Raw genomic sequence first — 25660 nt, forward strand, 5'->3', positions numbered from 1 at the left:
TGAATCGGATGCGCCCTTACCAAGAATAGCGCAGGCTGCCTACAAAGGTCCGCGATGCCCCGTAATAGCAGCCATTGTTGAAGAAACAGCTGGTGATGTGGCGCTTGTCGAACAGATTGGCGACATTGGCGGTCAGGCTCAGCCCCTCCATCGCCGGGCTGACCCGGCCCAGGTCATAGCCCAGCATCAAGTCGGCCAGCCAGTAATCGGGCGACTGGAAACGGCGGACGACCGTCTTCCCGGCCGCGACGGTGGTCGCCGTCCCGTCCGATTCCCCGACATAGCGCAGGCCCGCCCCGATGCTCAGCCCGCCCGGCGCGCCCGCGATACCCGCCTTGCCCAGATCATAGGACAGGAAGCTCGACGCGCTCCATTGCGGCACGCCGAGCGGCCGGGTGCCGGTGACACCGCTCAGCTGGTCGCCGGTGCCGACCACCCGCGTCCCCTGCGTCACGCGCGGATCGGTATAGGTCGCCGCCACCGTCACGTCGAAACCGGGGGCCAGCGTGCCGCGCCCGTCCAGCTCGATCCCGCGGATCGCGACCTCGCCGATCTGCACCTGCGAATTGGTCGGGATATTTCCGGTGCCCGCGTTCGGATCGGCGACGGGCACGTTGCGGCGACGCAGGTCGAAGGCCGACAGGGTGAACAGCGCGGTCGTGCCGCGTGGCTGGTATTTCAGCCCCGCCTCATATTGGCGGCCCGTGACGGGGGTGAAGTTCCGCCCGTCCCAGGTGCTGCCCGTCTGCGGCTCGAAACTCTCCGAATAGCTGGCGAAGGGGGCCAGCCCGAACCGGGTCTCGTACAGCGCGCCCAACCGGGTGGTGAAGGCGGTCTGGTTCAGGCGCGAGACCGCGTTGGTGTTCAGATTCTGCGTCGTCTGGTTGTAGCTGTCCCAGCGTCCGCTGGCGATCAGTTGCAGCCCGCCGATCGCGATCTGGTCCTGTAGATACAGGCCGACCTGATCGCGCTTGGTGTAATTGTGCGTCTGGGTGAGCGGGAAGCTGGGCAGCGGCACGCCGTAGACCGGGGCGAACAGGCTGAGGTTCGGGATGTTGAACACCGGGTTCGCGTTGGTGCCGGTGTAGAAGGCCTGATAATTCTCGCCGCGATTATGCTGCCAGTCGACGCCGCCCAGAATGGTGTGCCGGACCGGCCCCGTATCGAGCTTGCCGACCAGGTGATTGTCGACGGTGAAGGTCTGGAACGCCTCGTCCGATCCGCCGCCGCCGCGTTGCAGGGTGGAGAGGTCGCTGTTCGCATTGGCGCCGGTGCCGCGCGTCAGGAAGCCCGATCCATAGATTTGCCGATAATGCAGCCCGATCGCCAGATAGCGCGCGTTCGTCGTCCAGCTCAGCCGGTCGTTCAGGTCGTGGCGGAACAGGATCGTCGCCGATTTCTGCGTCCGGTCGAACGCCTCATAGGACGGCTCCGACGTGTTGAAATCGACCGGCAGCACCCCGAACGGATTGGGCAGCGCCGAGCCATAGACGGGCACGCCGCTATACGACCCCGATTCGGGATCGCGCTGATAGTTGAGGATCAGCGTAACGCTGGTCGCCTTGTCGGGCGCGAAGGTCAGCATCGGCCGCGCATAGTAACGGCGATTGGCGGTGGATCGGATGAAGCCGTCCGACTCTTCGGCCCCCGCGATCATCCGGAACAGCCAGCGATTGTCGGCGTCGAGCGGCTGGTTCACGTCGATGCTGGAGCGCAGCAGCGCGTAATTGCCCCCCGCCAGCTCGATCCGGCCGCCCGCCCCGGCATAGGGCAGCTTGCTGGTCAGGTTGATCAGCCCGCCCGGCGTGCCCGAGCCATAGGTAACGCCCGCCGGGCCCTTCACCACATCGACCGATTCGACCAGGTGGAAGTCGACCTGCGGAATGGCATAGACGCCGCCCAGCAGGCGCATCCCGTCCATGAACACGCCCGGCGAAAAGCCGCGCAGATAGAGCTGGTCGTAGCGGGTCGCGACATTGCCGCGCTGGTTGGGCGCGACCCCCGCGACATAGCCCAGCGCCTGGTTGATCGACAGCGCGTTGCGCCGGGTCAGTTCCCCCTGGTCGATAACCGTGATGCTCTGCGCCGTGGCAATCAGCGGAATGTCGGTCTTGGTGCCCGAGACCGCGCTCTTCTTCTCGCGCTGTCCCTCGACCACAATCTCCTCGTTGCGCAGCCGCTGGGGATCGTCGTCCCCCGGACTGGGCGCGGCGATGGCCGGTGTGGCCATGGCGGGCGTGGCGACGCCGACAAGGGCGCCCGTGGCGCAGGCCGCCAGCCATGCCGCACGAAATCCCCGCATGATATTTTCCTTAACCGCTATTGATAGTGACTCTCAAATGCTGCTAAAGCGATGACATCGAGATGACAAGGGGAAAGCGCGGGTGGCGTCACGCCAGGCCATGGACGGACAGGCTCCTTCGGGGTGGCGCGGTGGCGTCGCCATGGGCTGTCGCTGGCTGACCGCTGCGGTCGGCGGCTATGGATTCGCGGTGGCCGCCGCGATGCTGACCGCGCGCATCCTGCCGGTGTCGGACGCGCAATCGCGGGTCGAGGCGACCGGATGGCCGATGATCCTGTCCTTCCTGGTCTATGCGGGCATCGGGCTGTGGGCGCTGCACGAGATAAGGCTGGCGCGCGTTGCCGCGGTGGTCTGGGGCGGCGCGCTGGTCATGGCGGCGCTGCTCTGGTGGCTGGGGGTCCGCGCGTGAGCGAGGCGGCGGCCCCGGTGCAGCGCGGCTGGCGGCAGACCATGGCCTGGGCGCATGGCTGGCTGGGCCTGATCGCCGGGTGGATTCTGTTCACCATGTTCCTGACCGGGACCTCGGCCTATTTCCGCCCCGAAATCACCCAGTGGATGCAGCCCGAGATCCGCCCCGCCGTCGCGACCCCGGCACAGGCGGCGACCTCGGCGGTCCGCCATCTCGCGCGGGTCGGCGGCGACGACCTGCAATGGTATATCTATCTGCCCGACGCGCGGACGATCGCCACCCGCGTCTTCCGCATCCCCGCCAAGCCCGATCCCAAGGAACGCGGCACCGAGCTGGACCTCGATCCGGTCAGCGGCGCCCCCCTGACCGCACGCGAGACGCGCGGGGGCGAGCATTTCTATCGCTTCCACTTCCAGCTGCAATTGCCGTACCCCTGGGGCCGCTGGCTGGCGGGGCTGTGCGCGATGGCGATGCTGGGCGCGATCATCTCGGGCGTGATCACCCACAAGCGGATCTTCGCCGACTTCTTCACACTGCGCTGGAACAAGGGGCAGCGCAGCTGGCTCGACGCGCACAACGTCACCGCCGTGCTCGGCCTGCCCTATCACGCGATGATCACCTATACCGGGCTGATCACCCTGATCACCATGTACATGCCGTACCCGATCGTGATGAACTACGCCAAGCCCGCGCAGTTCGTCCAGACCGCCTATGGCCAGCCCGACGACGTGCCTGCCAGCGGCGTGCGCCGTCCGCTCGTCGCGATCGCGCCGCTGATCCAGGATGCCGAGCGCCGTCTGGGCGGCCCCGCCACCCGCGTCATCGTGACCAATCCGGGCGACGCCGCCGCGCGCGTGACGATCGCGCAGGCCAAGCATGGCGCGATCAGCGCGCAAACCCCGATCGTCGTCTATGAGGGCGCGACCGGCCGGTTCCTCAGCCGGAGCGGCGCGCCCGCCTCGGCGATCCAGACGGCGGGCGTCCTGCTGGGCCTGCACCTGGCGCAATTCGCCGGGCCCGCGCTGCGCTGGGCCTATTTCGTGATGGGGCTGACCGGCGCGGCGATGGTCGGCACCGGGCTGCTGCTCTGGACCGCCAAGCGGCGCAAGCCGGGCGCGGCGCCCTTTTTCGGGCTTCGGCTGGCCGAGCGGCTGAACATCGCGGTCATCGCCGCCTTCCCGTGCGGCATGGCGGCCTATCTCCTCGCCAACCGGCTGATCCCGGCGGGGATGGCGGGCCGCGCCGATATGGAAGTGTCGGCGATGTTCTGGACCTGGGGCCTGCTCGCGCTCGCCCAACTCGGCCTGCCCGCGCGGCGCGCCTGGACGATCCTGTTCGGTGTCGCGGGTCTGTTCTGGACCGCGATCCCGGTCGTCAACGCGCTGACCGACACACGCTGGCTGATCCCCTCGCTGCTCGACGGGGATCAGGTGTTCCTCGCCTTCGATCTCGCCTGTCTCGCCATCGGTGCCGGTTTCGCCGTCGCCGCGCGGGTCAGCGCGCGTCCCGCCGCCCGTACTCCCACACGGACCCGCCGCTTTTCGGAGCCTGCCCATGCTTGATACGATCGCCCTGTGCCTTGTCGGCTTCTGGTTGCTTGCCGCCGGTTCCCATCGCCATGCACGCGACGCCGGGACGCTGCACGATGCCCGGCTTCGCACCGGGTTGAAGCTGCTCGGCGCGACGGTGCTACTGCTCGCCTTGTGGGGCAGCGGCACGGCGATCACGGGCGAGCGGATCGTGCGGCTGGCGGGGGCGGCCTCGATCGCGGGCGTCGCGCTCAACCTGATCCTGTCGGTGCGCGCGCATGCGGCCTTCGCCCCCTTGCGCGCGGTCAACCGGCTTGTGGGTCGAACACCGACCAGCCGGTCCGCTGCACCAGCCGTTCGAGCGCCAGCGTACCAAGCTGCGAATTCCCGCGCGCGTTGAGCCCCGGCGACCATACGGCGATCGAGGCCCGGCCGGGCACGATCGCCAATATGCCGCCCCCCACCCCCGACTTGCCCGGCAGGCCGACGCGAAAGGCGAACTCGCCCGATCCGTCATAATGGCCGCAGCTCATCATCAGCGCGTTGATCCGCCGCGCCCGCTGCGGTGACACCACCGAGCGCCCCGTCCCCGGATGGAGGCCCCGCGCCATCAGATAGCGCCCGGCGAGCGCCAGCTGCCGACAGCTCATGGCGAGCGCGCAGAAATGGAAATAGACGCCCAGCACCCGGTCGACCGGATGATGCAGGTTGCCGAAGGCGCGCATGTAATGCGCCAGCGCCTGGTTGCGGTGCCCCGTCTCCATCTCGGCCTGGGCCACGGCGGCGTCGATGACGATGTCGTCCTCTCCGGTCAGCGCGCGGACGAAGCGCAACATCTCGCCGATCGCCTCGCGCGGTTCGTAACCGCCCAGCAGCACGTCGGCGACGACGATCGCGCCCGCATTGATGAACGGGTTGCGCGGGATGCCCTGTTCGGTTTCCAGCTGCACGATCGAGTTGAACGCGGTGCCCGACGGCTCACGCCCCACCCGCCGCCAGAGCTGATCGCCGACCGCGCCCAGCGCCAGGGTCAGCGCGAAGACCTTGGAGATGCTCTGGATCGAGAAGCTCTCCTCGGCATCGCCCGCCAGATGGCATTGGCCGTCGGCCTCGACGATGGCGATGCCGAACCGGCGCGGATCGATGCCCGCCAGCGCGGGGATGTAATCGGCCGGTTTGCCCCGGTCGGGGGCCTCCGCCATCTCGGCGGCGATGTCGGCGACGATGGCGGACAGGTCCATGGCGCCGTCGTGCCGTGCGCGCGACACTTTGTCGAGCGCCGCGAACCCGTCACAAACCGCCGCTAGGGAGCCGTCGCTTCCTCCCCAAGCCCGACGACGGACCGACAGCAACGCCATGCGCGACAGGGACACGCCCCCGCCCGCCCCCGGATTCTGGACCCTTGCCGGGGTCGAGGCATGGGAGCGATTCGCGATTCAGGGCGCCAAGTCGCTCCTCACCCTGTTCCTGCTGACCGACCTGCTGCGCCCCTCGGGGCCGCCGGTCCTCGGCCTGGCCGGGTTGCGCGCCGCGATCGAGGGGGTGACGGGGACGCGAGGCGACATCGCCTTCGCCTCGCAGCTTTACGGGCTGTACGGCGCGCTGACCTATCTGGTCCTGCCGCTGGGCGGATGGCTGGCGGATCGCAGCGGGCGGCGGCGGGTCGCGATGTTCGTCGGCGCTGGGCTGATGGCGGCGGGGCTGGTCGCGCTGACCGGACGGCCCTTCGCGCTGGTCGGGCTGGGCCTGCTGGTCGGTGGGATCGGGCTGCTCAAGGGCAATCTGGCGGCGGAGGTCGGCGCGCTGCGCGGGTCGGCGGGGGGCGAGCGGCTGTTCGCGGCCTATCTGGCATTCCTCAACGGCGGCGCGCTGCTGGGGCCGCTGCTGTGCGGCTGGCTGGCCGAGCGGTACGGGTTCGACACCGCCTTTGCCGCAATGGCGGCGAGCATGGCGGTGGCGGTGCTGCTGCTGCGCGCCGCCCCCCGCGTCACGGTCCCAGCGGCGGCGCGGGACGAGGGAGCGGCCATCGCATGGCGACAGGTGGTGCCCGCCATCGTCGCCGTCACCTTATGCTTCTGCGCCTATGAGCAGCTGACCAACATCGTGCTGGTCTGGGCCGAGGCGCGGGTCGCGCTGTCGGTCGGCGGGTTCGCCGTGCCGCCCGGCTGGCTGGCGGCGGCGGACGGACTGTTCACCATCGCGCTGGCGCTGGGGGCGTATCGGCTCTGGCCCTGGCTCGCGCGGCGGCGGTGCGAGCCCGCTGCGGGGACCAAGCTGGCGCTGGGCGGGGTGGCGATCGCGCTCGGCTATGGCCTGATCGCGCTGCTGTCGATGCGGGTCGGCGCGGTGGGGCTGGCGGGTCCGCTGGCGGCGATCCTGCTGCTCGGCATCGGCGTTGTGCTGTCCTGGCCCTCGGCGCTGGCGATCGTCACCGCCGCCGCGCCGCCCGGCCGGCGGGGCATGATGACCGGGCTGTTCTATCTCCACGGCTTCGTCGCGCATCTGGTCGTGGGGCAGCTGGGCACGCTCTATCCGGTGATGAGCGTGCCCCGTTTCTGGATGATCCATGTCGCGCTGGCGCTGGCGGGCGCGGTCGTCGCGCTCGCCATTCCGCGCGATCAGGCCACCACCACCTCCACCGCCGACAGCGCCTCGGCATAAGCGGGCGACAGCGGCACGTCGGTCACGAGCATGGCGACGCCGTCGAGCGCGGCAACCTGGACGGTGCCGTGGCGATCGAACTTGCTGGCATCGGCGGCGATCACCGTGCGGCGCGCGCGCGCGATCATCATCCGGCACACCGCCGCCTCGCCCGCATGATAATCGGCAAAGCCATGGTCGAGATTGACCGATTCCACCGACAGGATCGCCAGCGAGGGCGTGAACATCGCCAGATAGTCGCGCGCCGTCGCGTCGAAACAGGCGCGATATTCGTAATCCAGCTCGCCCCCGGCCAGCAGCACCCGGTTGTCGTTGCGCCCGCCCAGCTCGGCGGCGACCCCCACCGCATTGGTGATGACGGTCAGCCGCTGGTGATCGCGCAGCGCGCGGGCGACATAATGGCCGGTGGTGCTGGCATCGATATACAGGGTCTGGCCGTCCGCGACGATCTGCGCCACTGCGGCCGCGATCCGCTGCTTGGCCTCGGCATGGCGTTGCAGGCGGGTGGCGAACGAGCCCTCCGTCTCCACCTTGGCCAGCCGCACCGCGCCGTGCGCGCGCACGACCGCGCCCGATGCCTCCAGCACGCGCAGTTCGCGCCGGATCGTCTCCTCGGACACCGACAGCGCCGCCGCCAGATCGCCGATCCCGCGGAAATTCCCCTCTCCGAGTAGCGCCACGATCTCGGTCTGGCGGCGCTGGCGTTTCATCATGGCTGTTCGGGCTCCTGCTATCGGGGTCATGCTAGACGGCGAGGCGTTTCGGTCAATCGGCCGTCGCATCCGGCCAGAAACGCCACAGGCCGCACACAAAGACGCCGATGGCTTTGCGGGCCATCGGCGTGAGGTGCGCTCCGATACCCGCGGGGGGCGCGTATCGGATCGGGGAGAAGGATCGGGTCAGAAGGCGTAGGTCAGGTTCAGCATGTAGATGCGCCCCGTCTCGACATAGCCGCCCTTGCGGTCGTTCGAGAGATAGGCCTTCCGCTCGCTGGTCGTCGCCCAGTAGCTGTGCTCGTTGAACAGGTTCTGCACCGACATGCCGACCGTCAGGCCCGAAGGCAGGACATAATTGACGATCAGGTTGGAGATCGTGGTCGGCTGGATATAGGTGTCCGGGCGGCTGGAGCGCAGATCGTACAGGCGGTCGCCGGTGTAGTTATAGTTCCACTCCGCCGACAGGCCGCCATGGCTGTAGAACAGCGCGGCGTTGTACATGATCTTGGGCGCCTGGGTCATACGCTGGTCGCGCATCTGGCCGTTGACGAAGACGCGCGCATTGGCGCGCTGCACCGTGACATTGGCCTGGAGGCCCAGCCCGTCGAGCAGCCCCGGCAGCCCCTTCAGCGCATAGCGGCCGAACAGCTCGACGCCATAGATCTTGCCGGTGGCGTTGGTGGTCAGGCTCGACACCTCGACCCCGCCCTGCTGTTCCGACTGCGGGTTGCCCCAGATGTTATAGTCGCCGGTCGCGTTGGTGGTGCCGGTCGCGAACAGGACGTGGTTCAGCTGCTTGTAGAAGGGGCTGATCGAGAAGAAGTCGGTGCCCTGCCCCTTATATTCGACCGAGGCGTCGTAATTCCACGAGGTCTGGGCATTCAGATTGGGGTTGGGGATGAACACCCCCGTCACCTCGCCCAGATCGTTGCGGGTCACCTGCGTCGGCCCGAGCAGCAGGTCGAATGCGGGCCGCGAATAGCTCTTCCGGATCGAGGCGCGGATGACCATGTCGTCGTTCGGCCGGTAATTGGCGATGACGCTGGGCAGCCACATGTCATAGTTGCGGCTGGAGGTCGCGAACTTGCCGGTGTCGTTGCCCTGGTCCTGCCAATAGGTGCCCTTGAACCGGTTATATTCGTAGCGCAGGCCCGGCACGACCTGAAGGTCGCCGAACTGCATCGTCGCCATGGCATAGCCGCTCAGCCGGTTCTCGCGACCGTCGAGGCGGTTTTCCTTCAGCTTGACCGGATCGAGATTGGCGAGCTTGGGCGTCGAGAGCTGGCGGACCTGATCCTCGATATAGCCGGTGTCGATCAGGAAGATCGGCACCTGCGCTGCATTGTTCATGAACCCGCCGAGCATCCGGCCGGGCAGCGAGGTCAGCGCGGGGCCGGTCGCGGCGTAACGCGGCGAGGCCGAGCCATTGGCGAGCGGGAAGGTATATTGCAGCGCGCCGTCATCGCCCAGCGCATTGGCGTAACGCTTGGCATCCTCGACCTTGGCGCCCGCCGAGATGGACACCAGACCCTGGTCGGCATGATGCCAGGTCGTGTCGAACTGCCCCTCCAGGCGGCGTTCCCAGGTGTTCTCAAACTGCTGGGTGACGTACCATTGCTTCAGCTTGGTCAGGTCGCTCAGATAGGCGCGCGCCGCGTCGGTCAGCACGACCTGCGGAAAGGTACGCTGGCCGATCGAGGTGACCATGCGGTAATTGGCGACGCCCGTATTGTCGGCGGTGCCGATATAGGGACGGCCCGCAAAGCCCGACTGGATGCGCAAGGGATAATCCTGAGACCCGCGCGAATAGGCGCCGTGATAGTCGAAGGTGAAGTCGCCCGAACGGGTCTGACCGCCCAGCTTGGTCGTCACCAGCTCCTGGTTGCTGTGCTCAGTGCGGAAATAATGCGTCGCGGTCAGGCCGTAATCGGCGCGATAGCCGGCGGCGTCGTACGAGCCCTTGTTGGGGTTCGGGTTGATCTGGTCGGGGGCTAGGCTGGTCTGGCGCAGCGCGGTCTGGTCCATCCAGCTCTTGAGATTGTACCGGCCATAGGTGGAATGCAGGTACAGGTCGGTGTTCTCGCCCTTCCAGTCGAGGTTCAGCGTCCCGCCCATCCGCTCGATCCGGTTGCGGAACGACTGCCACTGGACACCGCGCGCGAACAGATTGTCCAGATTGTCGCGGATCATGCCGGGGATGTTGTTGTTATACTTCTCCCAGTCGTGCTGGACCGCGGTCGACTCGCCCAGCACATGCTTCAGGCCGTAATAGGCCGAGGCATAGATGCCGAAATTGCCGAAGCGTTGCGCGGTCTCGACCTGCGCGGTGCCGCCCCAGGGGTCCTCGCCGCGCGCGACGGCACGGCCCGCCACCTGGCCCTGAAGACGGATCTGGCTGCGATGGTTGGGCAGGTCGAAGGCGGTGATCGGCACCATGTCGATGATGCCCGCGATCGCGTCGCCATCATATTTGGCGGTCGGCGCCTTGTCGACGCGCACGGTCTGGAGCGAGAAGGGCGACAACAGGTTCATCGAGATGGCGCGGGTGCGCGCATCGGTCTGCGCCAGCCGCACGCCGTCGAGCGAATAGGCGTTGTACGAGGTGTCGAGACCGCGGATCGAGACGTACTGCGCCTCGCCGGTCGCCGCCGCGTTGCGCGACTGGTCCACCGACGAGCTGATGCCCGGCAGGCGGGTCAGCAGGTCGGCCAGATTCTGCTGCGGCTGAAGGCGCAGTTCCTCGCCCGAGACGACGGTCGCCAGCGACTGGCTGCGCAGCTGTTCATCCTGCGCGTCGACCACCGCCTGGCGATGCCCCTTGACGACGACGTCCTCGCCGACCTGCGGATCGGTGTCGGTGCCGGTCGGCGCATTGGCCGTGGCGATCGGATCGGTCGGATCGGCGGCCAGCGCCGGAGCGGCCAGCATCAGCGTGGCGGCGGTGCCGCACAATAGGCGCACGACATGCGCCCGCTTGAACGAAGCGGTCATGGTTTTCCCCCTGGGACATCGTGATGGCGACGCCCCCCGGGCGCCTTCGACGGCCCCGCTAGAGACGGGCTGTGACAGTCCGATGACTTATTGACCGAATTTTGATGAATTTGAAAAAATGGCCGTGGGATAGGCGCTTCGGTACGATCCGCCCGGCCAATGTCACAGTCCTGACCCGGAAACGGTTCAAAGCTCCAACATGACTCCTATCTCCGCCACCCTTCGCCGCCACCTGCGATCCGCGCTTTTCCTGATCACCGCCTCAGCACTGGCCGCGCCGGTCGCGGCGCAGGCACCGGGCACCACGGGCCTGACCCTGGACCGGGTGGTCCTGCTGATGCGCCACGGCGTCCGCGCGCCGCTGGATGGGGAAGTGCCGCACGGCACCCGCACCGCCAGCCCCTGGCCGCACTGGACGACGCCCGAAAGCCAGCTGACCCCGCGCGGGGCCGAGGCGCTGGCGACCGAGGCGCGCGCCGACCGCGCCGACTGGGCGGCACGCGGCCTGCTCCCCGCGACCGGCTGTCCCGCATCCGACAGCATCCGCATCTGGACCAACAGTTCGCCGCGCACCATCGCCAGCGGACGGGCCTATGCCCAGGGCCTCGCCCCCGGCTGTACGCTGACCATCGGCCATCGCCCCATGGGCGAGGCCGATCCGCTGTTCGAACCGCTGCGCGCCCGTGCCACCCGCTTCGACGCGACGGCGGCGGTGGCGGACATCAACCGCTTCACCGGCGGCATGGACGCGCTGGCCGCGCGGCATCGCGACGCGTTGCGCCTGCTCGATTCGGTGCTGGGCTGCGGCGATCCCAAAGGGTGCGATCCGGCGGGCGCGCCGCGCCTGACGCCGTCGGCGGACGGCAAGGGCATCGACCTGTCGGGGCCGATCCGCACCGCCTCGGGCACCGCGCAGGTGCTGCTGCTGCAATATGCCGAGGGGCTGTCGCCCTCGGTCGGCGGCGTGCCGGTCGATGGCGCGGTGCTCGCCCGGCTGGGTGCGGTCCATGCCGCGCTGTTCGACGTCTATTCGCGCTCGCCCTATATGGCGGCGCACCAGTCGGCCGCGTTCGGCCGCCACATGATCGACGCGCTGACCGCCCGCGACGGGCGCAAGGTCGACATGCTGGTCGGGCACGACACCAACGTCACCGCGCTGGCCGGGCTGCTCGGCTTCGACCTCGTCGCGCCGGGCTATGCGACCAACGATGCCGCGCCGGGCGGGGCGGTGATGATCGAGCGCTGGCATGATCGCCGGGGTCGGCGCTTCGTCACCCTGTCCTATCGCACCCAGTCGCCCGATCGGCTGCGCCACCAGTCGGCGGACGTGACCGTCACGCCCATCCGCGTGCCCGGCTGTCCCGCCGCCGCGCCCTGCCCGCTCGACCGCTTCGTCGCGCTGTTCGGCCGCCGTCTGGCGCCGCTGGCCCGGTAAGCCCGGCCGGGTGTCGTAATCCGGGACGGAACGGATGGCGGATTAAAGGCTTCGCTTACCCTTTGGGGCCTATAGCGGCGATCATGTCGCCCCCCGATTCCGTCCCGTCCCACGGATCGCCGAGCCCCGGCCTGATGCCGGTGGTGCGCGGCTGTCGTCCGCACCTGATCGCGGCGGCGGGGTTTTCGGGGTTGATCAACCTCCTCAATCTCGCGCCGTCGATCTTCATGCTCCAGGTCTATGACCGGGTGGTGCCGACGCGCGGCGTGCCGACGCTGCTCCTCCTGACGCTGATCCTGACGATCGCGCTGGGCGTCTATGCGATTCTGGATGCGGTGCGGATGCGGCTGCTGCTGCGCGCCAGCATCCGGCTGGAGCGGCGGCTGGCGCCCGCCATCCTGCTGCGCATCCTGGGGTCGCCAAGCGGTACCGCGATGGAGCGCGCCCAGGCGATGCGCGATTTCGACACGGTCCGCTCCACCCTGACCGGCGCGCCCGTCATCGCGCTGTTCGATGCACCCTGGGCGCCGATCTACATCCTGATCGCCTTCCTGCTGCACCCCTGGATCGGCGTGCTGACCCTGGTCAGCGCACTGTTGCTGGGCGCGATCGCCATCGCCAGCGAGCGGATGACCGAATCCAGCGTCGTCGCGCTGCGCGGCCGCACCGCGCTGGCGCAGCGTGAGCAGGACGCCTCGATCCTCGCCTCCGACGTGGCGCAGGCGCTGGGGATGCGCGACGCGCTCGTCACCCGCCACCTGCTGGAACGCGCCGATCTGGCGCGGCGGCAGGCATCGCTGTCGCGCCGATCGGGGCAGTTCCTGGCGGTCACCAAATTCCTGCGCCAGCTGCTGCAATCGCTGGCGCTGGCGCTGGGCGCCTGGCTGGCGGTGAAGCAGGAGATTTCGGGCGGCGCGATCTTCGCCGCCTCGCTCCTCTTGGGCCGCGCGCTTCAGCCGGTCGAGCAGATCCTCGGCGCGATCAAGCCGCTGACCGCCGCGCGCGAAGCGTGGCGCTCGCTCGACGGTTTCTGCCGCCGCCCCGGCCCCGAGCGCACCACCACCATCCTGCCCGCCCCCATCGGCCGGATCGAGGTGCGCGGGCTGGAGGTGCGGGCCCCCGGCGGCGACCGCGCCATCCTGTCGGACATCAGCTTTGCGGTGAATCCCGGCGAGGTCGTCGCGCTGGTCGGCCCCAGCGGCGCGGGCAAGTCGACGCTACTGCGCGTGCTGGCGGGCGCGCAGGCCCCCGATGGCGGCGAGGTGCGGATCGACGGCGCGTCGCTGGCCGACTGGAATCGCGAGCAGCTGGGCCGCCATCTCGGCTTCATGCCGCAGGCGCCGACGCTGTTCCCCGCCTCCGTCCACACCAATATCGCGCGCTTCCGCGGCGTCCTCGACGGCGAGAGCGAGGCGCTGGATGCCGAGGTTGTCGCCGCCGCGCAGGAGGCAGGCGCGCATGACGTGATCCTGGGCCTGCCGCACGGCTATGCCACGATGCTGGAACGCGGCGAGGCGGGGCTGTCCGCCGGACAGGGGCAGGCGGTGGCGCTGGCCCGCGCGCTGTTCGGGCGGCCGACCCTGTTGTTCCTCGACGAACCCAATGCGCATCTGGATAGCGAGGGCGAGGCGCGGCTGGCGCGCTGCATCCTGTCCTTGCGCGAACGCAAGGCGACGGTGATCGTGTCGACCCACCGCACCGGGCTGCTCCAGATCGTCGACAAGGTGCTGCTGCTGCGCGACGGCAAGGTGCAGCTGTTCGACGACCGCGCCAAGGTGATCCGGTCGCAGGCGCCGGGCCGTCCTGACGAAGGCTTCGTGCATGCCGGGAGCGGCCGATGACCCCCGCCCGCGCCCAGCTGGCCGAACGGCTGCACCTCGACGATTCGCCGCGCGCCGCGATCCGGCTGGGCGGCATCATCGCCTTCCTGTTCTTCGTCGTCGGGCTGGGCTGGGCGGCGGTCGCGCGGCTCGACGCGGCGGCGGCGGGCGAAGGACAGGTCACGGTGTCCGGCAATCGCCGCACCGTGCAGCATCGCGACGGCGGCATCGTCAAGGCGATGGCAGTCCGCGACGGCCAGCATGTGACGGCGGGGCAGATCCTGTTCCGGCTGGAGGGGGCAGAGGTCGCCGCCAGCGAACGTGCGCTCGCCGCCAGCGTCATCGACCTCCAGGCGCAAAAGGCGCGGCTCGAAGCGGAGATTGCGGGCCGCGCCGTCGTCTGGCCCGCCGAATTCGCCACGGCATCGGCCGAGGACCGCCCGCTGATCGCCCGCGCCGAGGCGCTCCAGCTGGCGCAGCTGCGCAGCCGCAACGCCGCGCTTGCCGCCGGCGACCAGGTGCTGCGCCAGCAGGCCGCCGAGGTCGGCCGCCAGACATCGGGCTATAATGCCCAGGCGCAGGCCACCGCTCGCCAGCGCGAGAGCCTGGCCCAGCAGCTGGAGAGTACGCGCAAGCTGGCCGATGAGGGCTATGTCTCGCGCAACACGGTCCGCTCGATCGAACGCTCGATGCAGCAGCTGGAGGGGGCCGATGCCGATTACAGCTCGCGCTCCGCCGCCGCGCGCGAACAGATCGGCCAGACCCGCGCGCAGATGGTGCAGACCCGCCGCCGCCAGGTGGAGGAAGCCGCCGCCAGCCTGCGCGACACCCAGTTCCAGCTGAACGAGATGCAGCCCAAATGGGCCTCCGCCCGCGAACAGTTGGCGCGTACCGAGATCCGCGCGCCGGTTTCGGGCCGGGTCGTCGGCCTGCGCGTCTTTACCGTGGGTGGGGTGATCCAGGCGGGGCAGCCGATCCTCGACATCGTGCCCGATGCCGCGCCGCTGATCGTGCGCGCCAATTTCGCACCCGGCGACATCGACGGCGTCGTCGCGGGGCGGCCCGCCGAGGTGAAGTTCCTGTCGCTCCACGACCGGGGGCTGCCGATCCTGACCGGCACGGTCCATTCGGTGTCGGCCGACGCGCTGCGCGACGAAGCCTCGGGCCGCAGCTATTTCTCCGCCGAGGTCGCGGTGCCGCGCGACCAGATCGCCCGCATCGCGGCGGTGCGCGGCGGCGATACCGGCATCCGCGCGGGCGTGCCGGTCGCGGTCACCGTACCGCTGCGCAGGCGGACCGCGCTGCAATATCTCCTCGATCCGCTGACCGAGGCCTTTGCGAAGTCCTTCCATGAACGCTGACGCGCTGCGCCGCCTCGCCTGCCTGCCGCTGATGCTGGCCGCCGCCCCGGCCGCCGCGCAGGAGCTGTACGATCCCGACACGCTCGACCGCGCGATCGCCGACGCCTATCGCACCAACCCCACGCTGGAGGCGGGACGGGCGCAGCTGCGCGTGCTCGACGAACAGATCATCCAGGCGGGATCGCCTTACCGCCTGAGCGTCGGGGTGAACGTCAATTTCCAGTATCGCCAGCAGGACCAGCGCAACCTGCTCGACCAGTTCGGCACGGTGCGGTCGCGGACCATGGGGGCGACCATCTCCGCCTCGCAGATCCTGCTGAACGGTGGCCGGACCGCCGCGCAGGTGTCCGCCGCCGAGGCGACCGTGCTGGCGGGGCGCGAGCGGCTGCGCGAGACCGAGAACGAGATATTGCTCGCGGTGGTCGACGCCTATGCCTCGGTCCTGCGCGACCAGGCGCTGGTGGCGATCCAGACCCGCTCGCTCGACAGCTATGGCCGACAGGTGGACCAGGCGGTCGCGCGCGAACGCGGCGGCGACCTGACCCGCACCGACATCGCGCAGGCGCGCGCGCAGCGCGAGATCATCCGCGCGCAGCTGGCCCAGGCCGAGGCCAATCTGCAATCCAGCCGCGCGCGCTTTGCCGCTTTGGTCGGGCGCAATCCCGGCCGCCTCGCGCCGCCGCCGCGCCTGCCGGGCAGCCCCGCTTCGCTCGACAGTGCCTTCCAGATCGCCGAGAAGGAAAGCCCCGCCATCTGGCAGGCGATCATGGCCGCGCGCGCGGGCGACGCCCGGATCGCCGCGCAGCGCGCCGAACGCGCGCCGATCGTCGCGCTGACCGGCGGCTATGGCTATGCCAGCCCCTATTCCTATCAGGTCCGCGACCTGGGCGGACAGGCGACCGGGGGCGTCAGCGTCACCATGCCGCTGCTGGCGGGCGGGCTGATCGGGTCGCGCATCCGCGCCGCCGTTGCCGAGCGCCAGCAACTGGGCTTCGAGGCGGAAAGCACCCGGCGACAGGCGCTCGCCAATGTCCAGGACAGCTGGAACCAGTCGGTCGCGGCACAGACCCAACAGGATTCGGGCCAGCTGGCCACCCAGGCGGCCGAGGCCGCGCTGACCGGCGTGCGGCGCGGGTTCCAGGAAGGCTTCCGGTCCAATTTCGAGGTGCTCGATTCGGAACAGCGGCTGCTCAACGCCCAGATCGTCGAGACCAATGCGCGCTATTCGGGCTATGTCGCGCAGGCGCGACTGCTGGCGACGCTGGGCCGGTTGCAGGCGGGAGTGATCGAGGCGGGGGTGCCGACCTATGACGCCTCGGCCCATATCCGACAGGTGAAGAAGCAGGTCTTCGGCCCCTTCGACCCGATCCTCGCCCCGATCGACCGCGCCGCGCGCCCCTCGGTGGCGGCCAGGCCCGCGCCCGTGCTGGCGGCGGCGACCGATCCGATGCTCCGCCCCGCCACGGCCATACCCCCGGCGGGACTGGGCCAGTCGCTGCCGGTTACGCCGATGCCGGTGCTTCCGGCCCCCTCCTTCGGCGACCTCAGCGACACGGTGGTGACCGGCGGGGCACCCGGCCCTCGCTGACGCGACCAATCAAGCCCCTCCCCTTCAGGGGAGGGGTTGGGGTGGGGCCTTTCCACCACGGGGCCACGCTCGCGGAAGCGCCCCACCCCCGTCCCCTCCCCTGAAGGGGAGGGGCTTATTTCCTCGCCGCGAGCTCCCCGTACAACTGCCGATAGGCCCCGATGATCGCCGGATGGTCGTAATCGCGCACCACCCGCTCGCGCATCGTCTCGCCCATCCGGGTGCGCAGGTCGGGATCGTCCATGATCCGGCGGATCGCCTGCGCGGTGGCGGCCGGGTTGACCAGCGGAGTGACGATGCCGCCATGGCCGCTATCCGCGCCGCCGCGCCCCTCGATCATCTCGCGGCAGCTGCCGACATCGGGCGCGACGACCGGGATGCCGCACGCGCCCCCCTCCAGGATGACCAGCGGCTGCGCTTCGGACAGGCTGGTCAGGACGAGCAGGTCGATCCGCATCATCCAGTCCTCGATACGGACCCGCCCCTCGAAACTCAGCGCCTCGCCCAGCCCCAGTTCGGCGACCAGCGCGGTGCATTCGGCGGCATATTCGGGGTCCTCGTCCTCGGGGCCCAGCACGACGAAGCGGATGTCGGGGCGCGCGGCGTGGACGATGGCGGCGGCACGGATATAGGTCTTCACGTCCTTGATCGGCACCACCCGGCCGAGCAGCGCGACGACGGGCCGGGCGGGATCGCGCCGGTCGGGCAGATGCGCGAAGCGGCGCACGTCGACGCCGTTGGGGATCGCCCGCACCCGCTCCGCCGCCGCTCCCAGCCGCCGCTGCACCGCGTTATTCTCGCCATAGAGCGCGACGATCGGGTCGCAGGCGGCGTAGCAAGCCTCGGCATAGCTGGTGAAGGCGCGCACCCACAGGTCGCGCAGGTCGCGCACGCTGCGCTCCAGCTCCAGCCCGGTGTCGATCTGGTCGCCGATCCACTCGGCCATCATCACCTCGATCTGCCGTTCGAGCAGATAGATGCCATGTTCGGTGATGAAGGCGGGCCGCCCCGTCGCCTGCGCCGCGCGCGCCGCGAGCAAGCCCGCAAAGCCGGTCGAGATGGTGTGATAGACCCGCGCGCGCGGCAAGGGCGCGATCAGCACCGCGAGCAGCCCGCCCAGCAGCGTGCGCATCGCCCAGAAATAATGGTGGAAGGACGCGCGCGGCAGGATCGCGCGGTAATGGCGCTGCAACCGCTGGAAGGTCGCGGGATGCGCCAATATGTCGCCGGGCACGAGCATCGGGTCCAGCCCGGCGAACAGGTCGAGCAGGGTGGCGATCGCCGCCCGCTCGCCGGTCGCGACAAAGGCCATCAGCGCCTCGGCGATCCGGGTCGCGACCCGGTTGGGGATGGGGCGCGGCGCGGCGGCGGCGGGGGCGAGGCCGATCTCGCGGACCATCACGACATTGGGCGGTGGGGCGATCCGGAACGGCAGCGCGGCGGGCCCCGCCTTGATCGCGGCCACGGCGAAGCGGATCTCGGGCAAATGGGTGATCAGGTCCTGAAGCCAGCCCGACACGCCGCCGATGACGTAGGGATAGGCGCCCTCGACGATCAGGCAGACATCGGCGTCTAGGTCGTCGGCCTCGCCCATGCGGGTCATCGCGCCGCCTCCATCCGCCACCACAGGGCATCGTCGTCCGATTCGCATGCCAGCGCGTGAAGCCGGTCGATCGCGGCATAGTCCTGCGCCGCCCATGCCGCCTCGATCGCAAGCGCGTCAGCCTCCGCACCCAGGCCATGCGCGCGCAGCAGCCTGGCCGCATCCGCGCACAGATGCTGGCGCTGGGTATCCGACAACAGGCGGTTGGCGCGACCATGCTCGGCCAGCAACCGGGCGAGCGTCACCGCTGCCTGGCTATCGCCCCCCGCCACCCGCGCCTCCAGCACGGCGCGCTGCTCGATCAGATTCTGGACGATCCGCGCCGAGGCGGCGGCGGCGAGCGCGCGGATGGTCTGGTCGGGATCGTTAAGCATCTGCGCGACCAGCGGCGACAGACCCGGCTCGAAGGCCCGGACCACCGTCTCCAGCGCGCGGCGACGTGCGGCAACCGGACCATGGCGCAGGACGCCGTGCAGCGAATCGAGCCGTTCGGGGGCGGGATGATAGACCCGCCCGTCGAGCAGCCGCGCCATTTCCAACGCCGCGCCGCGCCGCCGCGCGGGCACCGCACGCGCGCCGAACATGCGGTCGAGCCGGTCATGCCACGCGCTGCCCGTCGCCCAGCGCTCGCCCATCCGGCCCAGCCCCTGCCCCAGCATCAGCCCGACCGGCCCGCCCAGCCCCAATATCGCCGCCGCATAGCCGCCATGTGGATCGGACCGCAGCCAGACGGCATAGGTGACCAGGCTCAGCGCGGCATGCCCGAGCAGCGCGATCGTCACCGCCGCCCCGCCCGCCGGGACAAAGGCCATGACGAGGACGACCCACGCCAGGTCCAGAATGGCGAGCGCGGCGTAACGCCGGGTCACGCCGATCCGTCCATCAGCGGGGCCAGCCAGGCGCCGATCTCGGTCAGCTCGGCCATACGATGCGCGTTGAACGCCTCGATCGGGATGGTGTGGAACAGCAGCACGCCGATGGCGCCGCGTTCGCCCGTCAACGGCACCGCCGCAACGCCCAAACCGGCCAGCCGGGTGCGATCGGCGCGGCGCGCGACATGGCGGATGCGGTCGTCCCCGGCCAGCGCCTCCACCATGGCGGGGGACAGGCTGTCGGGGCGACCCGGGCTGTGCCCCTGCACCGCCGCGCCACGCAGCCAGACCAGCGCCCCGTCGCCGACGATCCGATAGACGGTGAAATCCTCGCTGCGCGCCGCCAGCGCGATCAGCTGCGCGATCGCCGCGCACCGCTCTGCCGCGTCCTTCGCCGCCAGCCGGGTGGCGACCGCGACGACATGGCCCATGGTGCGCGGGTCGGAGGCGACCCGGCGTTGCAGCGCGCGATTGGTGCGCGTCAGCCGCTCATGCGCGTCGGTCAGCCGCCCGATGTCGCGCGTCGCCTGCGCCGCGCGCCGCTCCGCCCGGCTATAGCGCCGCTTGCGGACCAGCGTCGCCTCACCCACCGCGACCGCGACGATCCCCCAGAGCAGGGGCGGCAGCGACAGGTGCAACAGCATGTCGAGATAGTCGCGCTCGGTCCCGTCGCCATGCGCCGCGACCAGCCAGAACGCCGAGGCCGTCGCCGCCGCGACGACCCCCGCCCCGGTGCCATAGACCAGCGCCATGACCAGCACCGGGATCCAATAGGGGCTGGGCCGCACATCGGCAAAGCCCGTCCCCCCGGTCAGCAGATGGTCGAGTAATACGAGCGCGCCGAATGCCAGCGCGATCTCGCCCAGGATGCGCAGCCCCCGTCGCCAGCCGGGTCGGCGGACAGGATCGCGCGCCTCTTCGGTCGTCGCCGCGCTCACCGGGGCCGTCCCAGGCTGCGCGTCAGGACGGCGCGGCCGAACAGCTGCTGCCCCGAAAAGCCCGGTCGGCTGATCGAGGTCAGCCCGCCCGACGCCTCCACCCGCCAGACCAGCCCGATCGGCGCGGCGAGCGCCAGGCTGGCATTGGGGCCATCGCCGCCGAAGCGGTCGACCGTCCAGCCCGCCAGCCCAGTCAGCTGCACCGCGCCCAGCGCCTCGCCCAGCATCGCCTGCACCGTGTGATTCTCGCGATCCGCCAGCGGGATCGCCATCGCACCGCCCGCGTCCAGCAGCGCGCGGCGGACATATTCGGCCTCCACCCGGTAACTGAGGCCGAGCAGCGGATAGCGGCGGCGGATCAGATACTCGAGCCCGGCGGCCAGCGTCACCGTGTCGCTCGCCGCGTGTTCACCGGCCAGGCCGTAGCGGTTGAGCCCCACCTCGCCCTGCGCCACCAGCCCCGAGCCGAGGCGATAGGTCGCCCCCAGCGCCGCGCGCGAGAGATAGCCGCCCGCCAGCACCTGCGCGGGGGTGGCATAGTCGGGCATGTGGCGGGTCAGGGTCAGCCGCCATTGCGCCTCGGCCGGGCCATAGGTGACCCGCGCGCCGCCGCCGGTCACACCGTCGTCGAGCGCGGCGGAGGCCAGAAGCTGCAACCGCGCCGCATCGCCCAGCGCGACCGCCAGGCTGGCATCCGCCACCGTCGCCGCCCGGTCCCGCCGCTCCTCGGGCGTATCGACCCGGCTTTGCAAGTGCCGCAGGCCGCCGCCCATCGCGACCGCATCGGCGACGGGGACATCGGCGCGCAGGCTGGCCTCGACCTGTCCCAGATCGCCGCCCTCGCGCGCGACCAGCCCCATGGCGGCGGTGCCGCCCCCCGCCGCGATGGTCCGCCGGGCGCTCCTGTCATCGGCAGCCAGGGCGCGATAGCCGCGCGCCGCGCCTGCCGTGTCGCCATCGATCGCGCGCGCATCGGCCAATAGGCGCGCGGCGCGGCCATCGTCGGGATCGCGGGCGAGCAGCGCCTGGGCCTGACGCCGCCCGCGCCCCGGATAGCCCGCCGCCAGATCGGCCTCGATCGCGGCATGGGCCAGCTCGCGCGCCGGGTCGGCGGGCGCGGCCTGGGTGTCGTCGCTGTCGGCGGCGACCAGCGCGAAGCCGACGATCAGCGCCGGGCCGACGACCCGCGCATCCATCCGCCATCCCGCCGCCGGGCGCAACACCAGCGTGACGTCGTTCCAGCGCAGATCGCCCAGCATGTCGCCCGCCGCCTCGCGAAAGTCCCGGATCGCCTGTTCGCTCGGCGGGCGGTCATAGCGGACGACCAGTTCGCCCCCGCTCCGCTCCAGCGACAGGGCGGCCCCGGCGGGCCAGACCAGATGCGGTTCGCCCGGCGCGACGATGCGGCGATCGACAAAGACCGTGTCGGGCACCACCAGCTGGGGCACGGGCGCGCCGCCGCTCGCCGCGAGGTCGTCCAGGGTCACGGCGTCAGCACCGCCCGCGCGCGCCCCGGCTGGCCCGAGGCGATCAGCAGCCGCGCCTGAAGCGCCGCCAGTTCGGTGTCGCGCGGCGCGGCACGGCGCAAATCCGTCACCAGCGCCAGCGCCTCGCCACGACGGCCCAGCCGGTCGAGCAGTTCGGCCCGCACCCGCCCGGCCGGGGCCTGCGCCAGCGCCCGTTCCAGCCAGGGCCGCGCCGCCGCCGCGCCGCCCAGCCGGGCCTGCGCGTCCGCCATCAGCCGCAGGGCCGACAGATCGCCCGGCGTCTCGGCCAGATGGTCGCGCAGCAGGTCGCGGGTGCGTGCCGCATCCCCCGCATTCCACGCCGCCCAGGCCAGATCGAGCCGGTCGCGCGGCCCCGCCATCCCGGCAGCGACCCGCCGCTCGGCAAGCACCCGTGCCTGGGTCGGCTCCAGCCCCCCGGCCCATGCCGAAACCCGCCGCAGCGTGGCCGGGTCGAGCGTCCGTCCGTCGAGCAGCGTCGCCATCGCCGCACGCGCCGCGCCGCGCTCCCCCGCCGCCTGCGCCAGACCCAGCCGCAGCATCGCAATATCGGTCCGCGCCGCCAGCGGATGCCGCTGGACAAAGGCCAGCGCGGCGGCGGGCGCGTCGCGCTCGGCATAGGCGGCCAGCCAGCGGCCCTGCTCGTCGGCCGGGCCGGACAGCGCCTGTTGGCGCAACCACTCACGATCCGCCGGGGCGGGGCGCGGTCCCATCAGATAGAGCAGCCGCTGCCCCTCGGGCGCGGCGGGCGACTGCCCGGCGGCGGCGCGGCGCAGCAGCGCGATCGCGTCGTCGCGCGCGCCCAGCGCCAGCAACCGCTCGGCCAGGTCGGGCAGGACGGCACCGGGCTGCGCCGCCCGCGCCAGCAGCATCCGGTGCAGCCCTGCCCGGTCGCCGGTGCGGGTCAGCCAGTCGGCACGCGCGCCTTCACGCTCGGCGGCGGGCAGGGCCGCGATGGCCCGCTCGGTGGCGGCGCGGTCGCCGATACGCTGGGCGACCCGCAACGCCAGCCAGGGATCGGCCGCGCGCCAATCGGCCGCCCCCGCCTGGTCGAGCTGCACGATCCAGTCGCCATGCCCCTGCGCCTCGGCGCGCTGGGCGAGATCATGCGCCAGCCGGACATCGGGCGGCGGGATCGCGCCCGAACGGACGGCGGCGACCAGCAGGTCGGGACGGTCTAGCGCATAGCCCGCCGCGACAATCGCAGGGGGCGCGACCCCGATGGGCCTGCGCACCGCCTCGGCCAGCAGCGCCTCCGCCTCGGCGCGGCGGCCGAGCCTGCGCAGCGTCTCGACCCGGAAGGCCCAGGTCGCAGGGGTCGCGCCATCGGGCCGTGCCGCCAGATAGGCGATGGCGACCGCCGGACGCCCGGCGGCGACCAGGTCATAGCCGACCTGCAGGCTGCTGGTCGCCACGCCCGCCGCGATCAGCGTCCGGGTCAGCCGCGCGAGCGTCGGGACATCGGCGGTCGGCAGCATGGCGGCCAGTTCGGGATGGGGCGGCGGTGCGGCGCGGCGTGCGGTCTGCTCCACCTCGCGCGCGCTGGGCATCAGGAACAGGCCGAGCGCCAGGACCGACACACCCGCCCCGACGGGCAGCGCGACCGCCATCCAGCGCTGCGACGACTGGCGCCTCATCCCGCCGGCTCCGCCACCAGATGGTCGAGCGCCAGCGTCGCGACATAGGGGCTGAAGCCCGCCGCCCGCTCCCGCGCATAGAGCGCCGCGACGGTGCGCGTGTCCGCCGGGTCCCAATAGTCCAGCGTGGTCAGAACCAGGTCGGGATGGCGCGCCTTGGCGGCGCGGAGCCGCGCGGCCTGCCAGGCCCAGTCGCTGTCCGACAGCATCTCGTACCGCTTGTCCGCGAAGCTCCAGCGCGAGGCCATGGATTCGCCCAGCAGATAGTCGATATGCGGCGCGACCTCGGGCAAGGCGGCATAGCCCCGGTTCAGCATCAGCCGGATCCCCGGAAAGCGCGCGCGCAGCGCCGCGACCAGCGCCGCGCCCGCCGCCACCATGCCCTTGCCGCCTATCGGGTCCGCCCGTTCCATCGCCTCGGCATTGTCGAGCGTATCCATGAAGATTCCGTCATAGCCGCGCGCCAGAATCGCCGGGACGACGGTATCGAGCAGCGCGGCACGCCAGGCGGGATGGCGCAGATCGGCATGCCGCGCCTCCGGCCAATGCGGGTTGGGCGCGCGCAGTGCCCCGGCACGGTCGAGCGCGGCGAAATAGGGGCGTGCCTTCTGCACCTCGCCCAGGCTGACATAGCCCAGCAACAGGCCGCCGGGGCCGCGCAGCCGGTCGATCGCGCGGGGGTGATCCGGCTCGAGCACCAGCAGGTCGAGCTGCCGGGCCAGCACCGGATCGGTCGCAGGCCCGTAATCGACGCCCCAGCGCCAGGGCACGCCGCCCTCGCCCCGACCGGCCTGCCGCCCGGCGACCGTCAGCCCCAGCGCGCCCGCCCCCAGCACGAGCATCGCGCGCCGACCCACCATCGCCGCCATTCCGTCCATCACGCCCACCGTCCCTCGCACCCGACCACGGCGGGGTTGTTACCGACGAACAGCAGATACACCAGGCGGATCGTGGCATCGGCGACCAGCGCGATTCCGACCGACGCCGCGACGATCGCCCCGGCCATATAGCCCCAGCCGAAAGCGGCATAGCCCGCATCCCATTGCAGCCAGACCGCCAGCGCGCTCGCCAGCGCGAAGCTGGTCCAGATCAGCACCACCCGCGCGAACAGGTCGTAATAGGACAGGACGATGGTCGCGCCGATCGCGACCAGATGGAACACCGCCCCCGCCGCGCTGTGGCGAAAGGCGAAGATGCCGCGCGGGTCCGCACCGATCAGTTCGAACAGCGGCACCGCCAGCACCCAGGCCAGCGCGGCGACCAGCGCCTGGATCAGCACCAGCAGGCGCAGGCCGTCGAACAGCGTCCCGATCAGCTCGGCCCGCGCCTCCTCGATCCGCGCCAGAGTCGAGGTGCCGGTGCACCGCGCCATCAGATTGCCGAACGCCTGGTCGAACCGCGTCTCGCTGACGATCAGCAACAGGGTCAGGCCGGGCACCAGCGTCAGCAGGCCCAGGAAGCTGCCTGCATCGTTGATCGGGTTCAGCCGCAACCGCCCCAGCATCGCGACGCTGGCCGGTCCGCCCCAGAGCAGCCATTTGTCGATCCACAGCGCCACTGCTCCCGCCAGCCCCGCCGCCGCGACGATCAGCGCCAGCCGCCACGCGATCAGCCCGCGCGAGGGCATGACCGGCGGCGCGGTGAAATAGCGGCGGAGGAGCAGCATGATCGCGCCCAGCGTCACCCCCGTGCCCCCGGTGACCCCGGCCAGCACGATCGTCCCGTTCGGCGCGGGCCAGGCGGCCAGCAGGAGCGCGACGACGCCGATCCCGATCAGATAGGCGACCGGCACCGCGCGATAATGGCGCAGCGCGGTCAGCATCGGCGCGGCGATCCAGATCTGGGTCAGCCAGGCGAGCAGCAGGCTGGCCAGCGCCGCCTGGCCGAGCGGCAGCCCGGCCAGCCCGCCAAAGACCAGCGCGCCCATGACCATCGCCGCCCCGCCCCCGGCCGCCAGCGCAACCAGCAGGATGCCCGGCACGCCCCCGGCATCGCGCGCGAACAGCCGGTCGGCGACCAGCCGCGTCGCCAGGATCGCGATCGGCCCGGCGGTCAGCGCCGACAGGCTGAAGCCATAGATCAGGACGGTGCGCACCATGCGCGCATCGGCCGCCCCGATCGCCTGCGGCGCCCAATGCTGGAGCAGCGCCACCGCGATCGCGGTGATCAGCCATGGCCCCGCGCTGATGACGGCACCGTGAAGCGCGGCGCCGGCGATACCGCCGACCCCGCCCTCGCGCGCCATCCTGGCCAGTTGGAAACCTATGCCCGCCATGATGGCGGCTTTAGTCTT

The 25660-nt window shown here is 71.0% G+C and carries 19 protein-coding genes; 8 read left to right on the forward strand and 11 right to left on the reverse strand.

What is annotated here, in order from left to right; translation table 11 throughout:
- Window positions 1-16 precede the first annotated feature (16 nt).
- On the reverse strand, window positions 17-2302 hold the full coding sequence (locus tag QE363_RS18690; protein ID WP_309697701.1) for a TonB-dependent siderophore receptor: 2286 nt from the start codon (window positions 2300-2302) through the stop codon (window positions 17-19).
- Window positions 2303-2384: 82 nt separating this feature from the next.
- On the opposite strand from QE363_RS18690, the gene QE363_RS18695 reads away from it, so the two are divergent.
- The 3 genes from QE363_RS18695 to QE363_RS18705 are packed head-to-tail and all read left to right on the forward strand — an operon-like array spanning window position 2385 to window position 4640.
- Window positions 2385-2711, forward strand: coding sequence for a hypothetical protein (locus QE363_RS18695; protein ID WP_309697706.1), 327 nt, complete (start codon window positions 2385-2387; stop codon window positions 2709-2711).
- A complete protein-coding gene (locus QE363_RS18700) occupies window positions 2708-4273 on the forward strand; it encodes a PepSY-associated TM helix domain-containing protein (RefSeq protein WP_309697710.1) in 1566 nt (521 codons plus the stop codon). The genes QE363_RS18695 and QE363_RS18700 overlap by 4 nt, the downstream gene beginning before the upstream one ends.
- Entirely contained in the window at window positions 4266-4640 is a 375-nt protein-coding gene (locus QE363_RS18705) for a hypothetical protein (RefSeq protein ID WP_307101038.1), read from the forward strand. Before QE363_RS18700 ends, QE363_RS18705 begins: the two co-directional genes overlap by 8 nt.
- Here QE363_RS18705 and QE363_RS18710 read toward each other — a convergent pair.
- On the reverse strand, window positions 4546-5481 hold the full coding sequence (locus tag QE363_RS18710; protein ID WP_307101040.1) for a glutaminase: 936 nt from the start codon (window positions 5479-5481) through the stop codon (window positions 4546-4548). The two genes, QE363_RS18705 and QE363_RS18710, sit on opposite strands and share 95 nt — an antisense overlap.
- Before the next feature lie 115 nt (window positions 5482-5596).
- On the opposite strand from QE363_RS18710, the gene QE363_RS18715 reads away from it, so the two are divergent.
- Entirely contained in the window at window positions 5597-6901 is a 1305-nt protein-coding gene (locus QE363_RS18715; protein WP_309697714.1) for an MFS transporter, read from the forward strand.
- Here QE363_RS18715 and QE363_RS18720 read toward each other — a convergent pair.
- Together QE363_RS18720 and QE363_RS18725 are read right to left on the reverse strand one after the other, a co-directional pair.
- A complete protein-coding gene (locus tag QE363_RS18720) occupies window positions 6859-7614 on the reverse strand; it encodes a DeoR/GlpR family DNA-binding transcription regulator (RefSeq protein ID WP_307101044.1) in 756 nt (251 codons plus the stop codon). The two genes, QE363_RS18715 and QE363_RS18720, sit on opposite strands and share 43 nt — an antisense overlap.
- A 186-nt stretch (window positions 7615-7800) precedes the next feature.
- A complete protein-coding gene (locus QE363_RS18725) occupies window positions 7801-10608 on the reverse strand; it encodes a TonB-dependent receptor (RefSeq protein WP_309697717.1) in 2808 nt (935 codons plus the stop codon).
- Between the two features lie 199 nt (window positions 10609-10807).
- Between QE363_RS18725 and QE363_RS18730 the strand changes: the two genes are divergently transcribed.
- The 4 genes from QE363_RS18730 to QE363_RS18745 all read left to right on the forward strand — a co-directional run bounded on the left by QE363_RS18730 (window position 10808) and on the right by QE363_RS18745 (window position 16812).
- Window positions 10808-12043 carry a histidine-type phosphatase gene (locus QE363_RS18730; RefSeq protein WP_309697719.1) on the forward strand — a complete coding sequence of 412 codons (1236 nt, stop codon included), beginning with the start codon at window positions 10808-10810 and terminating at the stop codon, window positions 12041-12043.
- A 134-nt stretch (window positions 12044-12177) separates the two neighbouring features.
- Complete coding sequence (locus tag QE363_RS18735) at window positions 12178-13884, forward strand: type I secretion system permease/ATPase (protein WP_405053226.1); 1707 nt, start codon at window positions 12178-12180, stop codon at window positions 13882-13884.
- Window positions 13881-15224 (forward strand): HlyD family type I secretion periplasmic adaptor subunit, encoded by a 1344-nt coding sequence (locus tag QE363_RS18740; RefSeq protein ID WP_309697723.1) that lies wholly within the window; start codon window positions 13881-13883, stop codon window positions 15222-15224. The genes QE363_RS18735 and QE363_RS18740 overlap by 4 nt, the downstream gene beginning before the upstream one ends.
- Complete coding sequence (locus QE363_RS18745; RefSeq protein ID WP_309697724.1) at window positions 15214-16812, forward strand: TolC family outer membrane protein; 1599 nt, start codon at window positions 15214-15216, stop codon at window positions 16810-16812. Before QE363_RS18740 ends, QE363_RS18745 begins: the two co-directional genes overlap by 11 nt.
- A 115-nt stretch (window positions 16813-16927) precedes the next feature.
- Here QE363_RS18745 and pelF read toward each other — a convergent pair whose 3' ends face one another.
- From pelF to pelG, 7 genes are read right to left on the reverse strand one after another with little or no spacing between them, the layout of a single operon-like run.
- Window positions 16928-18415 carry a GT4 family glycosyltransferase PelF gene (gene pelF / locus QE363_RS18750; protein ID WP_309697726.1) on the reverse strand — a complete coding sequence of 496 codons (1488 nt, stop codon included), beginning with the start codon at window positions 18413-18415 and terminating at the stop codon, window positions 16928-16930.
- On the reverse strand, window positions 18412-19284 hold the full coding sequence (locus QE363_RS18755) for a hypothetical protein (protein WP_309697728.1): 873 nt from the start codon (window positions 19282-19284) through the stop codon (window positions 18412-18414). Before QE363_RS18755 ends, pelF begins: the two co-directional genes overlap by 4 nt.
- Window positions 19281-20225, reverse strand: a complete 945-nt coding sequence (locus QE363_RS18760; protein ID WP_309697730.1) for a hypothetical protein — start codon at window positions 20223-20225, stop codon at window positions 19281-19283. The genes QE363_RS18755 and QE363_RS18760 overlap by 4 nt, the downstream gene beginning before the upstream one ends.
- Window positions 20222-21712 carry a hypothetical protein gene (locus QE363_RS18765; RefSeq protein ID WP_309697732.1) on the reverse strand — a complete coding sequence of 497 codons (1491 nt, stop codon included), beginning with the start codon at window positions 21710-21712 and terminating at the stop codon, window positions 20222-20224. Before QE363_RS18765 ends, QE363_RS18760 begins: the two co-directional genes overlap by 4 nt.
- Entirely contained in the window at window positions 21709-23367 is a 1659-nt protein-coding gene (locus QE363_RS18770; RefSeq protein WP_309697734.1) for a hypothetical protein, read from the reverse strand. Before QE363_RS18770 ends, QE363_RS18765 begins: the two co-directional genes overlap by 4 nt.
- Entirely contained in the window at window positions 23364-24245 is an 882-nt protein-coding gene (locus QE363_RS18775; RefSeq protein ID WP_309698245.1) for an endo alpha-1,4 polygalactosaminidase, read from the reverse strand. The genes QE363_RS18770 and QE363_RS18775 overlap by 4 nt, the downstream gene beginning before the upstream one ends.
- On the reverse strand, window positions 24245-25642 hold the full coding sequence (gene pelG / locus QE363_RS18780; protein ID WP_309697736.1) for an exopolysaccharide Pel transporter PelG: 1398 nt from the start codon (window positions 25640-25642) through the stop codon (window positions 24245-24247). Before pelG ends, QE363_RS18775 begins: the two co-directional genes overlap by 1 nt.
- Window positions 25643-25660 lie beyond the last annotated feature (18 nt).

It is taken from the genome of Sphingomonas sp. SORGH_AS_0870 (assembly GCF_031453175.1).
GTDB lineage: Bacteria > Pseudomonadota > Alphaproteobacteria > Sphingomonadales > Sphingomonadaceae > Sphingomonas.